At 43.0% G+C, this 18266-nt stretch carries 17 protein-coding genes and 3 tRNA genes; 7 read left to right on the plus strand and 13 right to left on the minus strand.

Annotation, left to right across the window (positions count from 1 at the left end; translation table 11 throughout):
* Positions 1 to 393: 393 nt before the first annotated feature.
* The 5 genes from LEP1GSC052_RS16955 to LEP1GSC052_RS16975 all read right to left on the minus strand — a co-directional run bounded on the left by LEP1GSC052_RS16955 (position 394) and on the right by LEP1GSC052_RS16975 (position 1509).
* Positions 394 to 470 (minus strand) — tRNA-Arg (locus LEP1GSC052_RS16955).
* A gap of 3 nt (positions 471 to 473) precedes the next feature.
* Positions 474 to 884 carry a hypothetical protein gene (locus LEP1GSC052_RS16960; protein ID WP_010573066.1) on the minus strand — a complete coding sequence of 137 codons (411 nt, stop codon included), beginning with the start codon at positions 882 to 884 and terminating at the stop codon, positions 474 to 476.
* The gene (locus LEP1GSC052_RS16965) at positions 838 to 1284 is read right to left on the minus strand and encodes a hypothetical protein (RefSeq protein ID WP_010573065.1); all 447 of its coding nucleotides are present in this window, start codon (positions 1282 to 1284) and stop codon (positions 838 to 840) included. The genes LEP1GSC052_RS16960 and LEP1GSC052_RS16965 overlap by 47 nt, the downstream gene beginning before the upstream one ends.
* A 42-nt stretch (positions 1285 to 1326) precedes the next feature.
* Positions 1327 to 1413 (minus strand) — tRNA-Ser (locus LEP1GSC052_RS16970).
* Positions 1414 to 1425: 12 nt separating this feature from the next.
* Positions 1426 to 1509 (minus strand) — tRNA-Ser (locus LEP1GSC052_RS16975).
* Positions 1510 to 1610: 101 nt separating this feature from the next.
* Here LEP1GSC052_RS16975 and LEP1GSC052_RS16980 point away from each other — a divergent pair.
* Both LEP1GSC052_RS16980 and LEP1GSC052_RS16985 read left to right on the plus strand, forming a co-directional pair.
* Positions 1611 to 2864, plus strand: a complete 1254-nt coding sequence (locus tag LEP1GSC052_RS16980; protein WP_010573064.1) for a class I SAM-dependent RNA methyltransferase — start codon at positions 1611 to 1613, stop codon at positions 2862 to 2864.
* A gap of 107 nt (positions 2865 to 2971) precedes the next feature.
* Entirely contained in the window at positions 2972 to 3571 is a 600-nt protein-coding gene (locus tag LEP1GSC052_RS16985) for a hypothetical protein (protein WP_020985742.1), read from the plus strand.
* 91 nt (positions 3572 to 3662) lie between these two features.
* On the opposite strand, the gene LEP1GSC052_RS16990 is transcribed toward LEP1GSC052_RS16985, so the two are convergent.
* The 3 genes from LEP1GSC052_RS16990 to LEP1GSC052_RS17000 all read right to left on the minus strand — a co-directional run bounded on the left by LEP1GSC052_RS16990 (position 3663) and on the right by LEP1GSC052_RS17000 (position 6514).
* Entirely contained in the window at positions 3663 to 4478 is an 816-nt protein-coding gene (locus LEP1GSC052_RS16990; protein ID WP_020986336.1) for a helix-turn-helix domain-containing protein, read from the minus strand.
* Positions 4475 to 5089, minus strand: a complete 615-nt coding sequence (locus tag LEP1GSC052_RS16995; RefSeq protein ID WP_010573061.1) for a hemerythrin domain-containing protein — start codon at positions 5087 to 5089, stop codon at positions 4475 to 4477. Before LEP1GSC052_RS16995 ends, LEP1GSC052_RS16990 begins: the two co-directional genes overlap by 4 nt.
* Before the next feature lie 126 nt (positions 5090 to 5215).
* Positions 5216 to 6514, minus strand: a complete 1299-nt coding sequence (locus tag LEP1GSC052_RS17000; protein ID WP_010573060.1) for a hypothetical protein — start codon at positions 6512 to 6514, stop codon at positions 5216 to 5218.
* A 420-nt stretch (positions 6515 to 6934) separates the two neighbouring features.
* Here LEP1GSC052_RS17000 and LEP1GSC052_RS17005 point away from each other — a divergent pair, with 420 nt between their 5' ends.
* The 5 genes from LEP1GSC052_RS17005 (at position 6935) to LEP1GSC052_RS17025 (ending at position 12499) form a co-directional block, all read left to right on the plus strand.
* Positions 6935 to 8206, plus strand: a complete 1272-nt coding sequence (locus tag LEP1GSC052_RS17005; protein ID WP_010573059.1) for a hypothetical protein — start codon at positions 6935 to 6937, stop codon at positions 8204 to 8206.
* Between the two features lie 93 nt (positions 8207 to 8299).
* Positions 8300 to 8980, plus strand: a complete 681-nt coding sequence (locus LEP1GSC052_RS17010; protein ID WP_010573058.1) for a hypothetical protein — start codon at positions 8300 to 8302, stop codon at positions 8978 to 8980.
* Between the two features lie 122 nt (positions 8981 to 9102).
* Positions 9103 to 10587, plus strand: coding sequence for a HEAT repeat domain-containing protein (locus LEP1GSC052_RS17015; protein ID WP_040913669.1), 1485 nt, complete (start codon positions 9103 to 9105; stop codon positions 10585 to 10587).
* An 8-nt stretch (positions 10588 to 10595) separates the two neighbouring features.
* On the plus strand, positions 10596 to 11639 hold the full coding sequence (locus LEP1GSC052_RS17020; RefSeq protein ID WP_010573056.1) for an LIC_10091 family lipoprotein: 1044 nt from the start codon (positions 10596 to 10598) through the stop codon (positions 11637 to 11639).
* Positions 11636 to 12499 (plus strand): N-acyl homoserine lactonase family protein, encoded by an 864-nt coding sequence (locus LEP1GSC052_RS17025; protein ID WP_010573055.1) that lies wholly within the window; start codon positions 11636 to 11638, stop codon positions 12497 to 12499. The genes LEP1GSC052_RS17020 and LEP1GSC052_RS17025 overlap by 4 nt, the downstream gene beginning before the upstream one ends.
* A gap of 81 nt (positions 12500 to 12580) precedes the next feature.
* Here the strand turns inward: LEP1GSC052_RS17025 and LEP1GSC052_RS17030 are convergent, their stop codons facing one another.
* The 5 genes from LEP1GSC052_RS17030 to pabB all read right to left on the minus strand — a co-directional run bounded on the left by LEP1GSC052_RS17030 (position 12581) and on the right by pabB (position 18258).
* Positions 12581 to 14632: an AMP-dependent synthetase/ligase gene (locus tag LEP1GSC052_RS17030; protein ID WP_010573054.1), complete on the minus strand. Its 2052-nt coding sequence runs from the start codon at positions 14630 to 14632 to the stop codon at positions 12581 to 12583.
* Between the two features lie 179 nt (positions 14633 to 14811).
* A complete protein-coding gene (locus LEP1GSC052_RS17035) occupies positions 14812 to 15096 on the minus strand; it encodes a hypothetical protein (RefSeq protein WP_010573053.1) in 285 nt (94 codons plus the stop codon).
* Positions 15097 to 15172: 76 nt separating this feature from the next.
* On the minus strand, positions 15173 to 15832 hold the full coding sequence (aat, locus tag LEP1GSC052_RS17040) for a leucyl/phenylalanyl-tRNA--protein transferase (RefSeq protein ID WP_020985542.1): 660 nt from the start codon (positions 15830 to 15832) through the stop codon (positions 15173 to 15175).
* Between the two features lie 33 nt (positions 15833 to 15865).
* Positions 15866 to 16432, minus strand: a complete 567-nt coding sequence (thpR, locus tag LEP1GSC052_RS17045; RefSeq protein WP_010573051.1) for an RNA 2',3'-cyclic phosphodiesterase — start codon at positions 16430 to 16432, stop codon at positions 15866 to 15868.
* Between the two features lie 35 nt (positions 16433 to 16467).
* Positions 16468 to 18258, minus strand: coding sequence for an aminodeoxychorismate synthase component I (gene pabB, locus LEP1GSC052_RS17050; RefSeq protein WP_040913122.1), 1791 nt, complete (start codon positions 18256 to 18258; stop codon positions 16468 to 16470).
* Between the last annotated feature and the right edge of the window lie 8 nt (positions 18259 to 18266).

An 18266-nucleotide genomic window follows, 5' to 3' on the forward strand; every position in this document is an offset into this window, starting at 1 on the left:
TTCCTGATAACCGACACCTTCGGATTTAGCGGTTTCTACGATCGTTTCGAAGGCTACTTGTGCGCAGTGGCATTTATCCATTTGAATCCAACTCTTCTCTATCAGCGTTCCAATACAATGGAAATGAGACTCAGTCTTAGTGTCAAATCGTACATCGGCTTTCTAAAGAATTTTTGGAAAAAAAATCGAGGATTTTCGGATCGAAGCGGTCGCGCTAGTAAGCGACATAATTCAAACTGAAGCGAAAATCTTTTTGGAAAAGGGTCGGAACTACGTCCTCACTGAGAAACTTGAAGAACTCAAAGAAGCTCGAACGTTTCCATTCTCCATTGAAACGAAATACGTTACGCTTGCTTTGAAAGGTAAAAGATAAATTGGAAAGTAAGAAGAAAGTGGTGCGCCCAGAAGGAGTCGAACCTCCGACCTTCTGATCCGTAGTCAGACGCTCTATCCAGCTGAGCTATGGGCGCGGGTTAATGGATATAAGATTCCAAACGAGAAAGATGCTCTTCCGGAATCCTGAGAGCAATCTTTTTTGCACTAGTGTAATTGTATAGCAGTAAACCGGAGATTCCTAGATAAATCAAAATTCCCGCGAGATGAACGATATGACCGAGCCAAGGTCCCGCAAGCGGAATCCAAGAAACGAGAACGCTTCCCAAAAGAAATCCTAAGAAGTAGAGAAAGTTAATAAACGAAAGTCCGGAATATTTTCGAACCGTCTGATTTTCCCAATAGAAAGTAAAACCGATCAACCAAGTTCCGAAAAGAGGTAAGGAAACGAGATAGACTAAGAATCTTTCCGATCTAAGAAAACGATTCGTGGTTTCGGGAAGGTTACGGAGAACCGGTTCGTATTTTTTTAAATATTCTTTGAATTTCATTTTCCATCTCCGGGAAAAAAGGCAGTGTGAATTCTTTTTCCTGATACGCATTCCAAGCGCCGAGCGCGCTATAACCTAAGAATGCGATCCAAGAAACATAGCTGATAAAATCGGTAACGATCGGATTGACTCGAATTAAAGATAAGATCCAGCTGATAACGGGAAATTCTCTGAGAAACCAAACAACGGAATAGATCGCAATAAATCCGACGTTGAGTTTCAAGGATTGAACAATATGAAAGGCCGCGAACTTTTGAGCTTTGCGGAAAACCCAAACGAACAACCAACCGAAAAAAGGAACGTAGGAAATAGCGGCGATCAAACCGGGAAGTTCTTCGCTTTTGAGAATTCTCAACGTTTCCTGAATAAATTCCTGGGTTTTGAACCGCTCAGAGGACATAGGATGAGAATTCCGATGATAGAGTAAAATGAAAGCAAAATCCGGAGACGCAGGGATTCGAACCCTGGGTACAGTTACCCGTACGACAGTTTAGCAAACTGCTCCTTTCGGCCACTCAGGCACGTCTCCAAAGGTTGTCAGCGGAGAAGGTAGGATTCGAACCCACGGTGGGATTACCACGACGGTTTTCAAGACCGCTGCTTTAGACCACTCAGCCACTTCTCCTGACGGAATTACTTTACCGTGAGAAAACCCCCCTGTGTCAAGGTGAATTGTTCTTTGCGCTTCCGGTTCTCGGTATTTCCTGGAAGCAGTGATGGAAAGAGATGAAAGCCGATTCTGAGGGACATAAAAATCATTCCGTAAAACCAACTCGCAAAAAATTTACGGAGAAGATTCGGCTCAAACCCCGTTCTTGGGTGAACCTCGGTTATTCGATCGCGAACTCGGAAGAAGGAACATTCTTTCTTAAAAATGCGATTCCCGGCGAATCGGTTCAGACCGTTCCGCTCAAACAATCGGGTTCCTTATTTTGGGGAGTCGCTTCCGAAATCGAAGCCGTTTCGCAGGAAAGAATTTCTTCCGATTGCGGCGCGTTTCCAAGATGCGGCGGCTGTTCCTATCGTCACGTAACGTACAAAAAGGAATTGGAAATCAAAAAGTTTCTTCTTCAAGAAACTCTCGAACGATCTCTTTCAAAAAATCATATTCAAATTCCTGAAATCGAAATTCTTTCCGGAAAACCGAACGGATATAGAAACACCGCTCAGATTCAATTGGGGTTTGTCGGGTCCAAACGAATCGCGGGTTTTTACGAAGAATTCTCGCATTCGATCGTAAACTTTCCGGAAGAGGGATGTAAGAATCTTCCCGACGAAATGAATTCGGCGTTCTTCGAGTTTTTGAAAAAGGAAAAAAACGGATCGGCTCCGATTTCAAAATCGAAAACTCTTTCGTTCCGATTGGAAAAGAATCGGGTCGTTCCGTATAAAAAAGAATCCGTGGAATTTCGAGAAACCGTTTCGATTCCCGACCCGAAGGAAATCGTCTGGCAAATTCCCGCGGGCGGATTCTCGCAGATCAATCGATTCCTGATCGCGCCTTGGCTCGAAAAGATATTCGACTTGGTTCCGAATCATCAAAATCGAATATTAGAATTGTATTGTGGATCCGGATTGATTTCGATCGCTCTTCAATCCAAAACAAAGAATTGGATCGGTTACGAACTTTCATCCGATTCCGTTAAACAGGCAAGGAAGAACGTTTCACAAAACGGAATTTCGTCTTTCGATTTCAAAACCTTAAACTTGGAAACGGACTCGATCGATTCGGCGGAGGCTCTTGATTCTTCCTTTTGGATCATGAATCCGCCGCGCGCCGGATTATCGAAGAAGGTTTCCCAAATTCTTTGCGACCGCAAACCGGACGGATTTTTATATTCCAGTTGCAATCATACCACTCTTGCGCGGGATCTTTCAGCGGTTCTGGACGCCGGTTATAAAATTTCCAATATTACCCTTGTTGATTTTTTTCCGCGCACGAAACATTTCGAAGTGATCGTAAAAGCCGAAAGAAATTGACAAACTCAAAATTAAGAATTTTCCGTACGAAAATTTATTGATAAACCTCGCGGAGCCGGAATTATCTCTTTTGACCAAAATTAAATAAGGGTCGTGTAGGAGATATTATGCGTTCGAATCGAATTTTCCGCCTTTTATGGGCGCTCGTGATTGCCGCTGTGTTCGGCTTTTTTGGACCGGCTTCCGTTTCCGCGGATAGCGCTTGTCAGGGACTTTCCGCGTCTTCTTGTAAATCCAACGATGATTGTACTTGGGTAAGCGGTTATACGAGACAAGACGGAGTTTCCGTAGACGCGTATTGCAGGGCGAAACCGGGCAAAGGCGATAGCGACGGAGATCGTAAACCCGTTAAAAAGAAAGATAAGGACGAGGATGACGACGATTCTTCCGCGACAAAGGAAAAGAAATCCAAAAAGAAAAAAGACAAAGACGACGGCGATGACGACGATAAAAAGTCCAAACGCAAAAAAAAGGATAAGGACGAAGACGACTCGGATAAAGACGACGATTCTAAAAAATCCAAGAAGAAGAAAAAAGATAAAGAAGACGACGGTGACGACGTAAAAAAAGAGAAGAAGTCCAAGAAGAAAGATAAGGACGACGATAAAGACGAAAAGAAAAAGTCTAAGAAGAAAAAAGACAAAGACGATGATGACGATAAGTCCGAGAAGAAATCAAAAAAGAAGAAGAAAAAGGACAAGGACTGAGATTAGAATTCTCAGCTCGATTTCTTTTCGAAAGCCGGACTTGCTCCGGCTTTTTCATTTCTAAAGGATTAGTTTTAAAGAATATTAAGATTTAAGAATATATTTGATTCCAAAATCGATCCGATCGGTCTTTTGCTTGAAACCATCGCTTCGGACTTTGTCCGGTTCTTTTTTTAAATTCCCGAATAAAATGAGCTTGGTCGTAATAACCGGAACGATACGCCAAGTCGGTCAAGTTCGAGGATTCGTTTTTTAAAAGAAGGGCGTTTCGAAATCGAATCAAACAGGCGTAGTCTTTCGGAGAAAGTCCGAGGAATTCTTTATAATCTTTTTCTAATTTACTTTGGCTGATTCCGAGACTTGCCGCGAGGGAAGAGATGGAAGTTTCTCCCGATTGTAAACGGATTCTTTCGATCGATTCGGCGATGTATTTCGGTTCCGATTTTTTCGATTTCCATTCCGATTGAAATTTTTTCCAGGCCCAGCCGGATTCCAAACCTTCTTCGTGCTCCCGGATGCAATCTTCTTGCAATCGGCGCACCGCATTCTCGGGAAAAATAGAATCGAGAGAAAGGCTTTCGTTTACGATTTCGTTTAACGGAATGTCCACTTGTTTCGCGAGAATCCAAGGAGGAATTCGGATTAAAAAAGAAACCGTATTCTTTGTCGCTTTAAAAGTTTTCGAACCGGTCATCATTCCGGTGATCCCGGCGACATTCAACTTCTGAAAAGAATTTTCCTTTTCCAGATGAATCCGACCTTGGACTTGAATTCCGAGCACACAATACTCGTCCGGGATTACGGAATAACTGGATTCTTCCTTTTGAGTAATCCAGTCGTGTCGGATCGTATTCAAGTCCATAGCGGGAAGTCGTTTGAACGTATCCCTTGAGAGAAGAAAGATCAATTCTTTCCCGCGTTTTGGAAGAGAATTTTTTGGGTCATGGACACGAATCGTTTTCTTTCTTCCGATGGCAAGGTAGGGGCCACGTAACGAACCCAAAGCCGCAGATCTTCGGTGGCCAAGGAAGTCATGATTTCTTTGCGATGATTTTCCAGTTCCGCGTCGCTGAATTCTTTCCAAAGGTTGGATTGAGTTTCCGTTTCTTCCTCTTCCATATGAACGAGATAACGCGTTTGAAAACGAATTAGATTTTTATAAAGTTCTTTTTTGATTTCGTTTCTGGTTGCGATGTCGGAAAGCTCCACTCGATCCAGATGTTTTCGAATTTCCCGAATCTCCTTTTCCAAAAGCGCGTGGGTTTGAATATCCTTTGCGGAATAGGAAGGATCGATTTTACCCAAATATTTTAAACTTACGCTTTCTTCGTCGCGCGCGTGAATTTCTAAAAGTCTTAGAACTTCAGCGCTGAGGGTTTTGAGTCGATTCCATTCTTCCGAATTTTGAAATTCGGTTTTTCCGGTTTCCAATATCCAGATGGAAAGCGCGTTTCTAAGTCCTCTATGAGGAAAATCATATACTTCGATTCTTGCAGATGGTTGTGTGATTGAATTCATGAGGAAAGCCTAACATTTCCTCGAAATCAAAAATTGTATAAATTCGGAATTTGAAACAAAAAATCCGACGGGTTCATAAACCGGGATTCGACCCGAAACAAACGAAAGTCGTACGGATCGAAATCTTTAGATTCGAATCGAATATCCTACGTTAAAAAAATAAATTCCTCTTACGATATGTTGACTTTGATAGTGCTGAATCAATTCTCTTGAAACGTATTCGTTCGGAGAATAATTCGTGATCGCGTTGATTACTGCGTGATTCATATATCCGTTTACTTTGGATGGATCGGTCGTTTTGCCGTCGGTTTCATTGGAATCTTGATAAACTCCCGAGCTCGGCGTCGAAAATTGATTGTCTACCAAGGCGGGAGTTGCGCGATACATCCAATTGACCGCGATAAAAAAATCGGTATAATTGAGTTGAATTCTCGGACTAACGTCGCTGATTCCTTTTTTGCGATCCACGTTATCGTTTACGTCCTGATAACCCGTAACCAAACTCGGAGTTAATTGAATGAGTTGTCCCTTGAAAAACTCGTGACTCATCGAAAGACGCACGTTATGCGTTCCTTGAAAAATTCCGTTACTTTCGGACAACATCTTATTGTTGATGGTGATCTGCGGATTTAGATATTCAAGGAAAGGAGGTTTCCAAGCGATCTGAAAATAACCTCTCATCAAAAACGTAGGATCGTCCACGTTGATAAATAAGAATCCGACCGAAAAAGCGCCCATTCGAGTCAGATGTTCGTAAGCAGCGCTTGTAAATAGATAATCGTTTAAACCGTTTTTTTCCTTACGAAGTTTCGTTTGATTGGGATCGAATCTGAGCTCGTTGGTTTGCAGGAATTGATTGATCAACCCCGATTGATCCGCGCCGCCCGGAGTATTTTGAAAAAGGCCGTCCGCGTCCGTGTTCGTACGATCCACAAGGGGATTCATCATCGTAAAACCGATTCTGATTTGAGGAGGAAGTCCTATTAAATTTACGGAAGTCGTAAGATAATAAGCCTCGTAATAATCCTTATACTTCGCATTATTTCTGCGCGCCTGTCGTTCTCCGAAAAGACTGGAGCCTTGGAACGCTCCGTCATTGGAAAGAAACTGAGTGAATTGAAAAGAATGTTCGGGTAAAGGAGCTTTTTCCTCGGGAACCTTGGGAGAGGGAAGACTTTCATCCGAAGAAATTTCCGGCGCCTCTTCGATCGGATCGGGCGAAACTTTCTTAACCTTTTCTTTACGAATTCTTAATATGATTCCGTCTTCGTTTTCGAATTGAATCTCCGTTCCGCTCTCTTTGATGATTTTTACTTTCTTAAAAGTTTTTCCTCCGATGGTTTCGATCTGAACGGAAAACAAGGTCGCAAATGGAATTAAAAATAGGATGTGGGTGATGAACAATCGATAGAAAGAATGTTTCATTCTTTCAAGAAAAAATGACGAGCTTACTTTTCCAAATTAAATACGCTTACTTAGGAGATAGTTTTTCACGTTATATTTTGCAAAATTCTTATTTTTAAAGAACAAAGCGGGTAAGAAGAACAGTCTAAGCGGAAATCGTTCTTCCTTCCATTCGAATTTCCTAAAAACTTTTATATCAAACATTCAAAAATATTTTTTCGACAAACTTCTGTCATAGTGGTTTTATATCGAACGTTACGGCAAACTGCAAAAAAATTTTCCGCGTTAGGAGATATATCACAATTCCTGTTGACTGACTGTTCGCTACATACTTAGGATTACATTGGGTAAAAAACCCGGGCCAACAGAAGAACGAGAGATGGGGTCCATTTATGGACGAGTCGTTCTCCAGGCCTATATGAAAATGGAGAATAGTGAAAGATGAAAAAAGCTAATTGGATTGCGACTCTTCTGTTTGTGCTCGGATTTGGAGCCGGAACTTTATCCGCTCAATCTCAGGCCCAGCTTTTCGCGAAGCCTGGAGTTATCGGTGATTCTTTGAGTCACGGTTTCTTTGGGGCAACGGTCGAGAAAAAAACTCAGGATTGGGCTTATCCCGTTCTGGTCAGCAAACAAGCCGGATCTTCCGTATCGTATAACGTTCTTACCGGACCTTATATCAACTTGGAAGACGTTCTGAAAGGGGATTGTGGGGTTTTCTGCATCGCTGGTTCCATCATCGGAGGAAACGGTTCCACCGTAAGCCTTCCGACTCACGCGGGAATCACGGGCGCCGAATACACTTCCGTTTTAAGAACTTCCGGAAAATGCGAAGATGTTACCGCAACTAAGTGGGATAAAGAATGGTATTGGGCGACATGGTATTGGTATACTTATCGTTGGGTACAAGTTCAGGATTGTAAAGAACCTGATAAGTTTCATAAATTCGGTCTCCGGGATTCCGGAACTCAGATCGAGATTATGGAAAAAGTCAGACCGAGCTTTCTTTTCGGAACCGTAGCGGCGAACCATGTTCTTTGTACCGCGCTTTCCACCACTACAGCTTGTTTGGACGAGGCTCGTTATAAGAGAGACATTCGTGAAGTAATGAGACGATTGGCGGCGATTGGAAGCTTAAAAGGTGGGGTCCTGTTTACGATTCCAAACGTAACCGCGATCGCATTCTTGGAACCTTATAAAGATCCTCAAGGAAGAGCGAATTACACAGGATTAAAAGCATTCTTCCGTAATTCCGTATCCGACCCGAATCAAGTTTTAGATGCGAGTGAAGTCGCAACCATCACCAACTTCTTAGCTATGTTGAACAACGAAGTTAAGGCTCAAGGTGCGGCGATGGGATTTGCTGTCGCGGATTTGAAAGTTGTCTTTGATGATATCAAGGAGAACGGACGTATCGTAAAAAGCCCTTCCGGTTGGAGCCCAGGTTATGCCCGTGCAAACTGGCCTTTGCCTAACCAACCAGGAGTTTTCGGTCTGGACGGAGTACACCCGAATATGTTCGGACATTCGGTTTTCGCTAACGAGTTGATCAAAGTCATTAACGCACGTTATGGCCTGAACATCGCTCAAGTCAGCGAATACACCGCATGGTACTACGACAGCTTGAATAGAAATCCGGTGGACTTGAAGAAATTCCTGACCGAAAACATTTTCGGACAGTTCATTTCTTGGGTAATCGGAATTTTTGTTTAAGAGAATTCTTCTTCATTAAAGGAAGAAGAAAGTGGAATAAAAACGTCGCCTTTATACGGGGCGGCGTTTTTTTATTTTAGAACATAGGCTTTTATGGAATTCAAAAAGAAACTCGTCTTTGCGACCGTTCTACTTGCACTTTTACTAATATTATTTCTGGTTTTCTGGCCGGACGATCTTAAGAAACAAACGCTTTCGATCGGGGAAGAAAGCGACGTCGTATTAAAAACTAAATATTATTCCGAAATGGATCCGTATTTCCCGGACGCGCCTCATCCTTTCAACGAGGATCCGGAACTCGAGGATCAGGCCAAAAAACTCTGGCCCGAAGCGTTTAAACCGAGAAAAACTCCCGAAGAAAAAGAACAGATTCGAAAGGAATGGACCGACTTCGTCGCAAGATATCCGAAGAATCTTTACATCCCGGCGGAATTCCGACCCGCGCTTTCCGAAAGCGAGGAAAAGGAAGCGAGGGAAAGATTGGACGCGGTTACGAGTATGGAATCGAGAAACGCGATTTCCCGTTCTTTGGGAAAATACGCCGAACCCGGAAACGAACCGAAGGCTCCCACGGAATCCAGCGTAAATCCGAAGGAACAACGCGCTTATATCGGTTATAAGATCGACGAGTTGGAATCGAGAATTCAATTAATTGAATATACGATTCAACAGGGAAAACTCAATCCGGAGCAAATCGGAACCGCCAATCAAGATCTTCTCGTTTGGAAAAAGGAACTTACCGATTTGAGACAGGTACAAAGTCAGATTCCGTGATCTTGATTCTCCGATTCAAACCGGGATCGAAATTACATTCAGGAGATATTATGAGATCGTTTTTATTTTTGATTTTCGTTTTGTCGATTTTGGGAAACTGCGGCGGACCGCCGCGCCCGGATATGTTGCCTGTCGCCGATGAAAAAAAAGAAATTCCTTTGGAACAACTCCAAGAAGAATTGAATTCTCAAAATCCGCAAATCAGAGCGCAGGCAATTTTAGAACTTTCTAATAGAGATCATAAACCTTCCCTGAACCGAATCCGAGACCTTCTCAAAAACGATACGAATCCTGCGGTGAAAGGAACTGCGGCGATCGCGCTCGGAACTTGGAAAGATAAAACCTCAACGTCCGAAATCGAAAAATTATTCGACGTCAAGTCCGGGGTCACGGCCGACATCGTGTTGGAAGCGCTCGCACGAATGGAAGATCCCAATGCCGCGAAGGTCATTCTTCCCTTTTTACAATCTCAGGATTCGACTTTGAGATTGATCGCCGTGGATACTCTGGTTCGGATCGGAGCATATTCTTCCGGAGAATCGATCCTAAACTTGGCGCGTCAAAACAAAGATCCCGAACTTGCAAAGACGTACGCAATGGCATTAGGAAAATTGAAAGTACGTTCTGCCGAATCGTTTCTGATCGAACTTGCAAAAACGACCGAACCTCCTCCTACGTTAGCCGCTTCTTATCTTGCCTTGGGAAGGATTTCCAGCAAAAACGCGGTTCCCGTTTTGGTCCAAGGACTTGCGGGAGATTTCGATAAGGGAAGCGAGAATTGTATGATCGCTCTCATCGAGATCAAAAGTGCGTCCGCGATTTCTTCCGTGATTCCCGTTTTAAAAAACAAAAACCCAGAAATCCGTTATCGTGCGGTAAACGTCCTTTCCGAAATTCCTTCCTCCGAAACTGGACCTAAGGTTTTGAAAATTTTAGAGGAAAAAGATCCGGACTCGGTCGCGCCCGCGGCTTTGGTTTTGGGAAGAATTCATTTCAATCCGGCGCGCGTTCCCATCGAAAAAAGTTTAGAAAATTCTAATATACCGAACCGGGAAAATATAGCTCGATCCTTGGGTTATCTCGGCGATAAAAAGAGTATTCCGATTTTATTGAACGTTCTAAAGGAGTCCGACGGAGAAGGAAGATACGGGGCCGCTTGGTCGCTCGGAATTCTCCAAGCGTCCGAAGCCTTGGACGATTTGATCGCCGCGTCCAAATCCAGAGATCCGAAACTTTCTTCCTTGGCCGTGGAATCGCTCGGACTTCTACGATCTCCGAAAGCGCTTTCTACGCTTGTGGAAATCGCCGAAAACAATCCGAACTCGGCTTCGGTCGTCGTTCCTGCAATCGCTTCGATTCCCGGCGAAGAATCTCGTAAGGTTCTGGAGAATTTCGCCCAAAAAGAAAACGTTTCCTTACAACAAGTTGCGATATCGGAACTCGGTAAAAGAAAAGATAAGGCGAGCGTTCCTCTTTTGATTCGGATTTTGGAAGGCAACCGGGCCGAAAGTTCCAAACTTTTAATGGCTTCTCTCGCATCGATCACAGGAAAGAACTTTTACTCTAGGAACGAATGGTTGAACTGGTATAAACTCAACTCGAAGTAACCAGGTTTATGTTTCATTCTAAAAAGATCCCGTTCTTGTTAACGGGATGTATCATTCTTACCTTATCTTGTAAAACTCCTCCTCCTAAAGATCCGTGGATCGTACCTCCGATCGAAGAGGATAAAAAACTTTTTCTCGCTCCTTTGGTCGTGGATGAGTTTGATTCGAAGGATTTGGGCGGAAGACATTATCCCGCTTCGAACGAACTTAGAATCGATCTTTTCAAACCTTATATCGAAAATCTGGAAGGCGGTTATTTAGGCGCCGGCACCGATCAAAACTTTACGTTTATCGCTTGGGCAAAAAGTAAATACGCTTGGTTGATGGATTTCGATTATACGATCTGTATAATCAACCGGATTCATCTTTTGTTTTTTAAACTCGCACCCGATCCGGATTCTTATCGAGAACTTTGGTCCAGAAAAAACAAACAATCCTCTTTTGAACTGATCAAAAAAGAATGGGAAAAAGATCCCGAATGGCCTTTGATCCGCGAGGCTTGGGAAGTCGCACATCGCGGTAAGTCAGATATTCCGCAACGATGGAACGAACTCGATCGTACTTCTCAGAGATTCGGTCTTAAGACGTTCATTCATTCCAAAGAAGAATACGAGTATGTCCGCAATATGGTTCTTCAAGGGAGAATTCAAATTCTCAAAGGCGATATCAACGCCGAAAAAAGTATGAGATCCGTGGGTGAAAGAGCCGCGAGATTGAACGTTCCCATTCGAGTCGTATATCTTTCCAACATCGAAGATTATTTTTCTTATACGCCGGGATTCAGAGACAACCTTCTCAGTTTGCCCACGGACGAAAAAGGAATCGTACTCAGAACGATGCAAAACGGAACCAAGGAAGAATACGGATCGCCGGACGGCGAAAAAATTCCGGTCGATTATCCTTTGCATTACAACGTTCAATCTCTGGAGAATCTTCAGGATTGGATGTTGTTGTCCGGTCACCTTCATAAGGGAATTCTAATGCAGTTTAGAACCCCGATTCAAAAAGGATTTTCGATGATCAAAAGCGAGCCCGTAGAAGCGTTAAAATGAAATTCGCGGGATGGAGATTCTTCCTTTGTTTTTGTTTGGTCTTCGGTTGTGTTTCCGAAAGTCGAACCGAAAGAGAGGGGCGTTCGAATTCGACCGTTTCCAAAAATTGTAAATCGAATCTCGGGCTTTATGTTTTCGAATACGGGAAAAGTTTATATCCCGATCGTTTCTTGAACGTGGAAGAAGATAAGGGAAGTCGCGAGATCGTTTATCTTTTTTATTTAATCCGGATTCCTGGAAAGAATATCCTGATCGATTCGGGTTTTTTCAACGATTCTTACAAAAAGAAATTCGGCTTTGTGAGTTTTGAAAGTCCGGATAAACTTTTAAAAAAATGCGGAATGGACCCGAAGGAAATCACCGATATCGTCCTTACGCATTTTCACTTCGATCATGCGGGAGGAATTTTTCTTTTTCCTTCGGCGAACATTCATATTCAAAATCACGATTACGATCTTTTAAAAAAACAAATCTACTTTCCGAATCAATCCTCGTATTTGAACAAATTGGGTAAAACCGATCGGCTTCATTCTTTTGACGGAACGTTTTCTCTTTCGCCCGGTTTGCAAATATTATTCACGGGCGGACATACGCCGGGATCTCAGGCTTTGGAATGGGTCGCTTCCGATCGGAAACAATTCTTAATTACGGGCGACGAATGTTACTTTATCGAAGAATGTAATAACGGAATCGGTCTTCCCAAAGAAGCGGCGTTCTCGTTAAAACGAAATCGCGATTTTATCGATTACGTTCGGGTTTTAAACGGGAAAGGAACCAAAATTCTCACCTTACACGATCCTTCGATTATGACGCAAGGCGAGGAACTTGTTCCCGGAGTGAGAATATTAGATTCTTTTTAAGTAGTGTCGGTTGTGCGTGCATAAAAAAGGCCCGAGTAAAAACCCGAGCCTTTTCTTTTAAATACGAAAAGAATCTTAAGCTCAGTCCTTATCGTAGACTTTCTTAATTTCCTTGCTGTATTTTTCGGTGATCACGTGACGTTTCATCTTTAGAAGGTTGGTCAACTCGTCGCCTACTTCGAAAGGTTTTTTCGTAAGAATCACGTGTTGAACCTGCTCGAAGGATTTGAATCCGGTCTTCGTGCTGTTGTAGCTACGAACTTCTTTTTTATAGAAGTCGATGACTTTCGGATTCTTAATCAATTCTTCCACTTTAGAAGGATCGATTCCGTTCTCCTTACACCAAGCCGCCAACTGATCCACATCGGGAACGATGATCGCGCCGAGGACTTTTTGATCCTGACCGATAACCATGGATTGTTTGATGTACGGGGATTCGTCCATTTTGTTCTCGATCGGAACCGGTTCCACGTTTTCTCCGCCTAACAATACAACGGTGTCTTTCGCTCTTCCGGTTAAGGTGAGGGTTTTCTTAAAGTTGATGAACCCGATATCTCCTGTGTTCATCCAACCGTCCACGATGGTCTTTTTCGTAACTTCCGGATTTTTGTAATACCCTTTCATCACTTGAGGACCTTTTACGAAGACAACGCCTTTTTGTCCCAGTTTACCCGCGAGAACTTCGTACTTATCGTTGATGTGAGTCAGTACGTGACCGTTATCGTCTTTGATCATCAGTTCGGATTTAGGAACTAAAAATCCTACGGAACCGATGATCGGTTTTACGAAAGGTCTTACCGAGATCACGGGGCTGGTTTCGGTCATTCCGTATCCTTCCAAAACGAGCATTCCGATATCGTTGAAGAAGTTATCCACGTGCGATTGAAGCGCGCCTCCGCCCGACATGGATCCTTTTAATCTTCCGCCCGTTGCCGCGCGGATCTTGGAAAGAACGATCGCGTCTAACGTCTTTGCGTTGAAGATCAATCCCAAACCCGCGATCGTAAAGAATAGCGCGTTCGGTAAATGAACTCCGTAAGCGGGAAGAGCCAAATAAGCGAGAATCGCCATCGCACTCACCGTAAAAGGACCGGTTAACAGAAGAACGATCAGAGACTTTGTTCCGATTGCAAGCGACTTGAGAATGTTTCGATTCTCGTAATCCACTTCCAAACCGTTCAAAAATCTTCGAGAAGCGTTGTAATGTTTCGAGAAGAAGTAAGCGAGTTTAAACAATCCTCTGCGAAGCGGAGGGGTTTGTTTCGGATCGTTTACTTTATTGTAAATTCCTGTGTAAACACTTTCCCAAACGCGAGGCGCGGAAGCCATAAACGAAGGTTTCGCTTTCGCCAAATCGTTTTTGAGATCGGACACTTTGGTATAATACGTTTGAATTCCGCTCGAGATGGCGCCGTATTCGTTTACTCGTTCGAATATATGCCAAATCGGTAATATGGAAAGCATACTATCTGTAGGTTTGATGTCCGTTAAAAGCATAGGAACGACATGAATCATCTGGTGAATCATGTTGGAATGCATGAGCATAACGCCCTTCGGCATTCCCGTAGTTCCGGAAGTGTAAATCAGAGTGAAAAGATCTTCGGGCTTGATGTCCTCGATTCTTTTTTCCGCTTTTTTACCTCCCTTTGCTCTAAGGGCTTTTCCTTCCTCGATCAGATCGTAAATCTTATGGATGTTCTTTCCCTTTGCGGTGGAAGCCTTGTCCATAACGATGATCGTTTCGACTTTCGGAAGTTTTGATTTAACCTTATTGTACTTTTCCAGCATCTTATCGTTTTCGATGAAAACGATCTTTGCTTCCGAGTGATGAAGGATGTATTCTAATTCGGACTCGGTCACGTCCGTTCCCCGAGGCACGTTAGCCGCACCGGAAAACTGAACTGCGTAGTCCGTAATCATCCACTCGAGTCTGTTGTCAGCCAACACTCCGACGTGTTCTCTTGCTTTCAATCCCATGTCGATGAGAGCTTCGGCAAGGGCGATTCCCATGTCGTATAGCTGTTTATAAGAAGTAGGGTGGAACTCTTTATCTTCTCCCTTGCTCCAGAATACAGGTCGATCTCCAAATTTCTCGGTGGATTGTATTAACATATCCGCGAGGTTTTTATACATTTCCAATTCCTCTTTAGTGAGTTTTACCGGAATGATTTCCGATAGGGTAAAGGCTGAATAAAGCTAAGAGAAAAATTGAGAGAGTCAATCAAATTTTAGAAAGGAGATTGGGAGGGTGCGGTGCAAAAAGGAGAGAAGAAAGTCCGTCTATCTCGAGGGAGATAGACGGAAGGAAGATATTATTGCTCTTCTCCGGCTGGAGCAGAAGATTCGGAAGCAGGAGCTTCTTCTTTCTTGGATTCTGCTTTTTCCTTCTTAGACTTTTTCTTAGATTTCTTTGCTTTTTTAGCCTTTTTGTGTTTCTTAGATTTCTTTCCTTTTTTTTCGGACTTAGTTTCTTTCGGGCTTTCAGTTTGTTCAGCAGGAGCTTCCGTAGTAGGTTCGTCCGCTACGAGTCCTGAGAATCCGGTCAAAGCCATTGCGGCGATTAAAAGTTGAACAAGAATTTTCTTAAAAAGGGTCATTTTAAAGTTTCCTATTGAATAGAGTGATTGATTGGAGAAGTGCAACACCCTTAGCAAAAAAGTAAATACGTTTTTTTTAAAGAACGGAACGAGGAGGGTTCCATTTTTTGCCGGAAGCGACGGCGGATTCCAAACGTTTGAGATATTCTTTTTTGGGAATTTGATACGCACCGAGTCCCAGAGTAACAATGTTTAGTTGCTGAGTATCGAACAAAGTGAACCGATCTTTTTTCAAAGCCTCGAACAAATGAAAGAGCCCTATTTTTCCGAAATCGGGAATGAAGGAAAACATGGATTCACCCGCGAAAAAATTTCCGATTGCGACTCCGTAAACTCCGCCTCCGAGTTTTCCATTCTCATCCCAAACTTCCAGAGAATGCGCGTATCCCAGTTTATGAAACTCCGTATAACCTTTGATAAAAAGATCGGTGATCCAAGTTTCTTCTCCGGGACGATAGGCGCAACAGCGCATAACTTGTTCGAAGGCTCGGTTGAAAGTGATCGTATAATGTTTCTGATTGATTTTGCGTTTGAGTCTTTTGGAAATATGCAATTTATTGAGATCGAAAATTCCTCTCGGATCCAGACAATACCAAAGGATAGGATGGTCGGACCAGGGAAAGATTCCGTTCTTATACGCGTATAAAAGTCTTTCGGGAGAAAGATCGCCCCCGACCGCGACGATTTCGCGATCCCAAACGTGCGGGTTTCGAAAAAAATCGGAAAAATCTTTCAAAGCCAATTCCCCATTTCAAAACGTACCGATGTTTTAAGATCCGAGACTCTCATAATTCTTGTAAGACGGTAAAAGTGAAAAAGATTCTTCAATGGAATAGATCGGTCCTTCCGAGAAAGTTTTGGAAGAATAGATATGAAACTCCGAAACCGGAAACGAGGAAGAGACAAAACCGGAGAATTCCTCCAAATACGTCAATACCCGCGTTCCGTTGGAATTTTTAAAGCGACCGATCGTAAGATGCGGATGATAGTCTTGTCGATCCGGTTTTAAACCGATTCTTCGAATCCCCGAATCCAAAATTTTTTGAAGTTGTAAAAGTTCCGGGGAAGAATCAACGTCCGCAAAAAGAATCGAAGGCGATTTTTGTTTTCCGAACGTTCCCACGGATTTTAGATTCAACCGAAATTCGGGAAAGGAAACTTGAGAACAGAACTCGAACAAAACATCCAACTGTTCTTCGGATTGTTCCCCTAAGAACACCAGGGTCACGTGAAAGTTTTCCTTCGGAACCCAGCGGACGTCGGGAAGTCCGAAACAAATCGAAGTTAGTTGTTCTTTCACGTCGTCGGGTACGGCGATACCGAGAAAGGTTCTCATGCTTAAAAGTTTAGAACTCCCTTCGATTTCCGCAACTAGATTCCGAGTTCGTTCGGGGCCGGCTCGAGGACTTTCTTGATTCGTAAAATTCCCCGCAAAGAATTGCAGATAAAAATAGAATCCGATTTTTTCAATTCTTCCAAGGTAAGATTTTTTTCCGAAAATCCATTTCGTTTTAACAGACGGTTTCTAAAAACGCCGGGAAGAACTCCGGAAGAAAGCGGAGGCGTAAAAAAAGAATTTCCTATCTTTACGAAAACGTTGCTGATGCTTCCTTCCGCGATTTCTTTTTTTTCATTTAAGAATAGAACTTCCAGATGGCCTTTTTCCCGAGAACGTTTTCCTTCGACGTCATAAACTTCCCTCAGATTCGTTTTGTGTTTTCTAAACTCAGAGGAGGAATCGATCCCAATGCGGGAAATTTCCAAAGAACCTTCTTTTTGAAAGCTCGCGAGTTCTTGCGTTTCGAAATTGAACTTGCCGAAAGAATCCAAGGCGATCTTAACCCGATACGATTTGGAAATATCGGAACAACTTGCCGCGGCCTTTTTCAGGGAAGAATCCCATTCTTCCGTTGAAAACGGAAATTCGAACGTTCTCGCGGAGGATTCGATTCTTTCTTTGTGTTCTTTCAAAAAATAGAATATATTGTTTTTATAAAGTACGGTTTCGAAAACGGAAAAACTGCGCGGAGCCTCGGTGAAGAATTTCGCTTTTTCCAAAATTTCAAGCCATTCTTTTTCGGGATCGGAATCCCAAGTGATACCCGAACCGATTCCGATGTTTCCTTTTCCGTTCGCGATTTCCAAGGTTCGGATCGCTATCGAAAACACAGCGTTTTGATTCGGTTGAATGACTCCGATCGCACCGGTGTAAATTCCTCTCGGATTTTCCAATTTTTGAATCAATTGCATGGCCCGAAGTTTCGGCGCTCCGGTGATCGATCCGCCTGGAAAAAGTTTTCCGAAAATATCCTTCCATTCCACCGAATCCGCAAGTTCCGACCGGATCGTACTCGTCATCTGAAAGATCGTTTTGTATTTTTCAACGGAGAACAACGCGTCCACTTGAACGCTTCCTTTCTTGCTGATCGTTCCGAGGTCGTTCCGCATCAGATCCGTAATCATCAAATTCTCCGCTTTTTCCTTTTCGGAATGGATCAGAATACGCGCGTTTTCTTCGTCTTCTTGTTCGGATTTGCCTCTCGGATACGTTCCTTTCATCGGTTTTGTGATTAGGGTCTTTCCTTTCTTTTCGAAAAAAAGTTCCGGAGAAAACGAGAGTATGTCCGAGTTGTCGAATCGAATCCAAGATCCGTAGGAAACCGGTTGTCTTTCGGAAAGTATTTTATAAAATGATAATATATTTCCTTCGAAATCGAACGAGATTTTATCCGTATGATTGATCTGATAGATTTCACCTTGAAAAAGTTTTTCTCGGATCGTATTCAAACTTCGAAAGTAACTTTCACGATTCGGCATCGAAGAAATATAAAAGCCGTAGTTTTGTAAAGTTTCGGTTTGAATTTCCGAAAGTTTTTGCGGCTCGGAATAAACCCCAAAATGCAAAAGTGGTAAAACTGTTTCAGTTTTTTTCCAATTCATATCGGAAAAAAAATATCCTGCCTCATACGAAATGAAACCCGCTAAGTAATAACCTCGTTTTAGATAATCGTTTATTCGATTCAGAGAAGTCGGTAATTGATCGGGATCACGAGCTTCGATAACTTCTATCGGATTGTGAAAGATAATCTTTCCGAAAGGATGGAATCCTTCGTCAAAAATCATAAAAGGCTGGCCAGAGAATAGGAGCTCTTCAATTCTCATTTTAGAGC

The sequence above is a fragment of the Leptospira kmetyi serovar Malaysia str. Bejo-Iso9 genome, from assembly GCF_000243735.2.
GTDB classification, from domain to species: domain Bacteria; phylum Spirochaetota; class Leptospiria; order Leptospirales; family Leptospiraceae; genus Leptospira; species Leptospira kmetyi.

What these genes read in the sequence shown, in the direction of transcription:
- LEP1GSC052_RS16960 (WP_010573066.1), bottom strand. Translation starts at nt 884, where the DNA reads ATGAAATTCAAAGAATATTTAAAAAAATACGAACCGGTTCTCCGTAAC.
- LEP1GSC052_RS16965 (WP_010573065.1), bottom strand. Translation starts at nt 1,284, where the DNA reads ATGTCCTCTGAGCGGTTCAAAACCCAGGAATTTATTCAGGAAACGTTG.
- LEP1GSC052_RS16980 (WP_010573064.1), top strand. Translation starts at nt 1,611, where the DNA reads ATGAAAGCCGATTCTGAGGGACATAAAAATCATTCCGTAAAACCAACT.
- LEP1GSC052_RS16985 (WP_020985742.1), top strand. Translation starts at nt 2,972, where the DNA reads ATGCGTTCGAATCGAATTTTCCGCCTTTTATGGGCGCTCGTGATTGCC.
- LEP1GSC052_RS16995 (WP_010573061.1), bottom strand. Translation starts at nt 5,089, where the DNA reads ATGAATTCAATCACACAACCATCTGCAAGAATCGAAGTATATGATTTT.
- LEP1GSC052_RS17000 (WP_010573060.1), bottom strand. Translation starts at nt 6,514, where the DNA reads ATGAAACATTCTTTCTATCGATTGTTCATCACCCACATCCTATTTTTA.
- LEP1GSC052_RS17005 (WP_010573059.1), top strand. Translation starts at nt 6,935, where the DNA reads ATGAAAAAAGCTAATTGGATTGCGACTCTTCTGTTTGTGCTCGGATTT.
- LEP1GSC052_RS17010 (WP_010573058.1), top strand. Translation starts at nt 8,300, where the DNA reads ATGGAATTCAAAAAGAAACTCGTCTTTGCGACCGTTCTACTTGCACTT.
- LEP1GSC052_RS17015 (WP_040913669.1), top strand. Translation starts at nt 9,103, where the DNA reads ATGTTGCCTGTCGCCGATGAAAAAAAAGAAATTCCTTTGGAACAACTC.
- LEP1GSC052_RS17020 (WP_010573056.1), top strand. Translation starts at nt 10,596, where the DNA reads ATGTTTCATTCTAAAAAGATCCCGTTCTTGTTAACGGGATGTATCATT.
- LEP1GSC052_RS17025 (WP_010573055.1), top strand. Translation starts at nt 11,636, where the DNA reads ATGAAATTCGCGGGATGGAGATTCTTCCTTTGTTTTTGTTTGGTCTTC.
- LEP1GSC052_RS17030 (WP_010573054.1), bottom strand. Translation starts at nt 14,632, where the DNA reads ATGTATAAAAACCTCGCGGATATGTTAATACAATCCACCGAGAAATTT.
- LEP1GSC052_RS17035 (WP_010573053.1), bottom strand. Translation starts at nt 15,096, where the DNA reads ATGACCCTTTTTAAGAAAATTCTTGTTCAACTTTTAATCGCCGCAATG.
- thpR (WP_010573051.1), bottom strand. Translation starts at nt 16,432, where the DNA reads ATGAGAACCTTTCTCGGTATCGCCGTACCCGACGACGTGAAAGAACAA.
- pabB (WP_040913122.1), bottom strand. Translation starts at nt 18,258, where the DNA reads ATGAGAATTGAAGAGCTCCTATTCTCTGGCCAGCCTTTTATGATTTTT.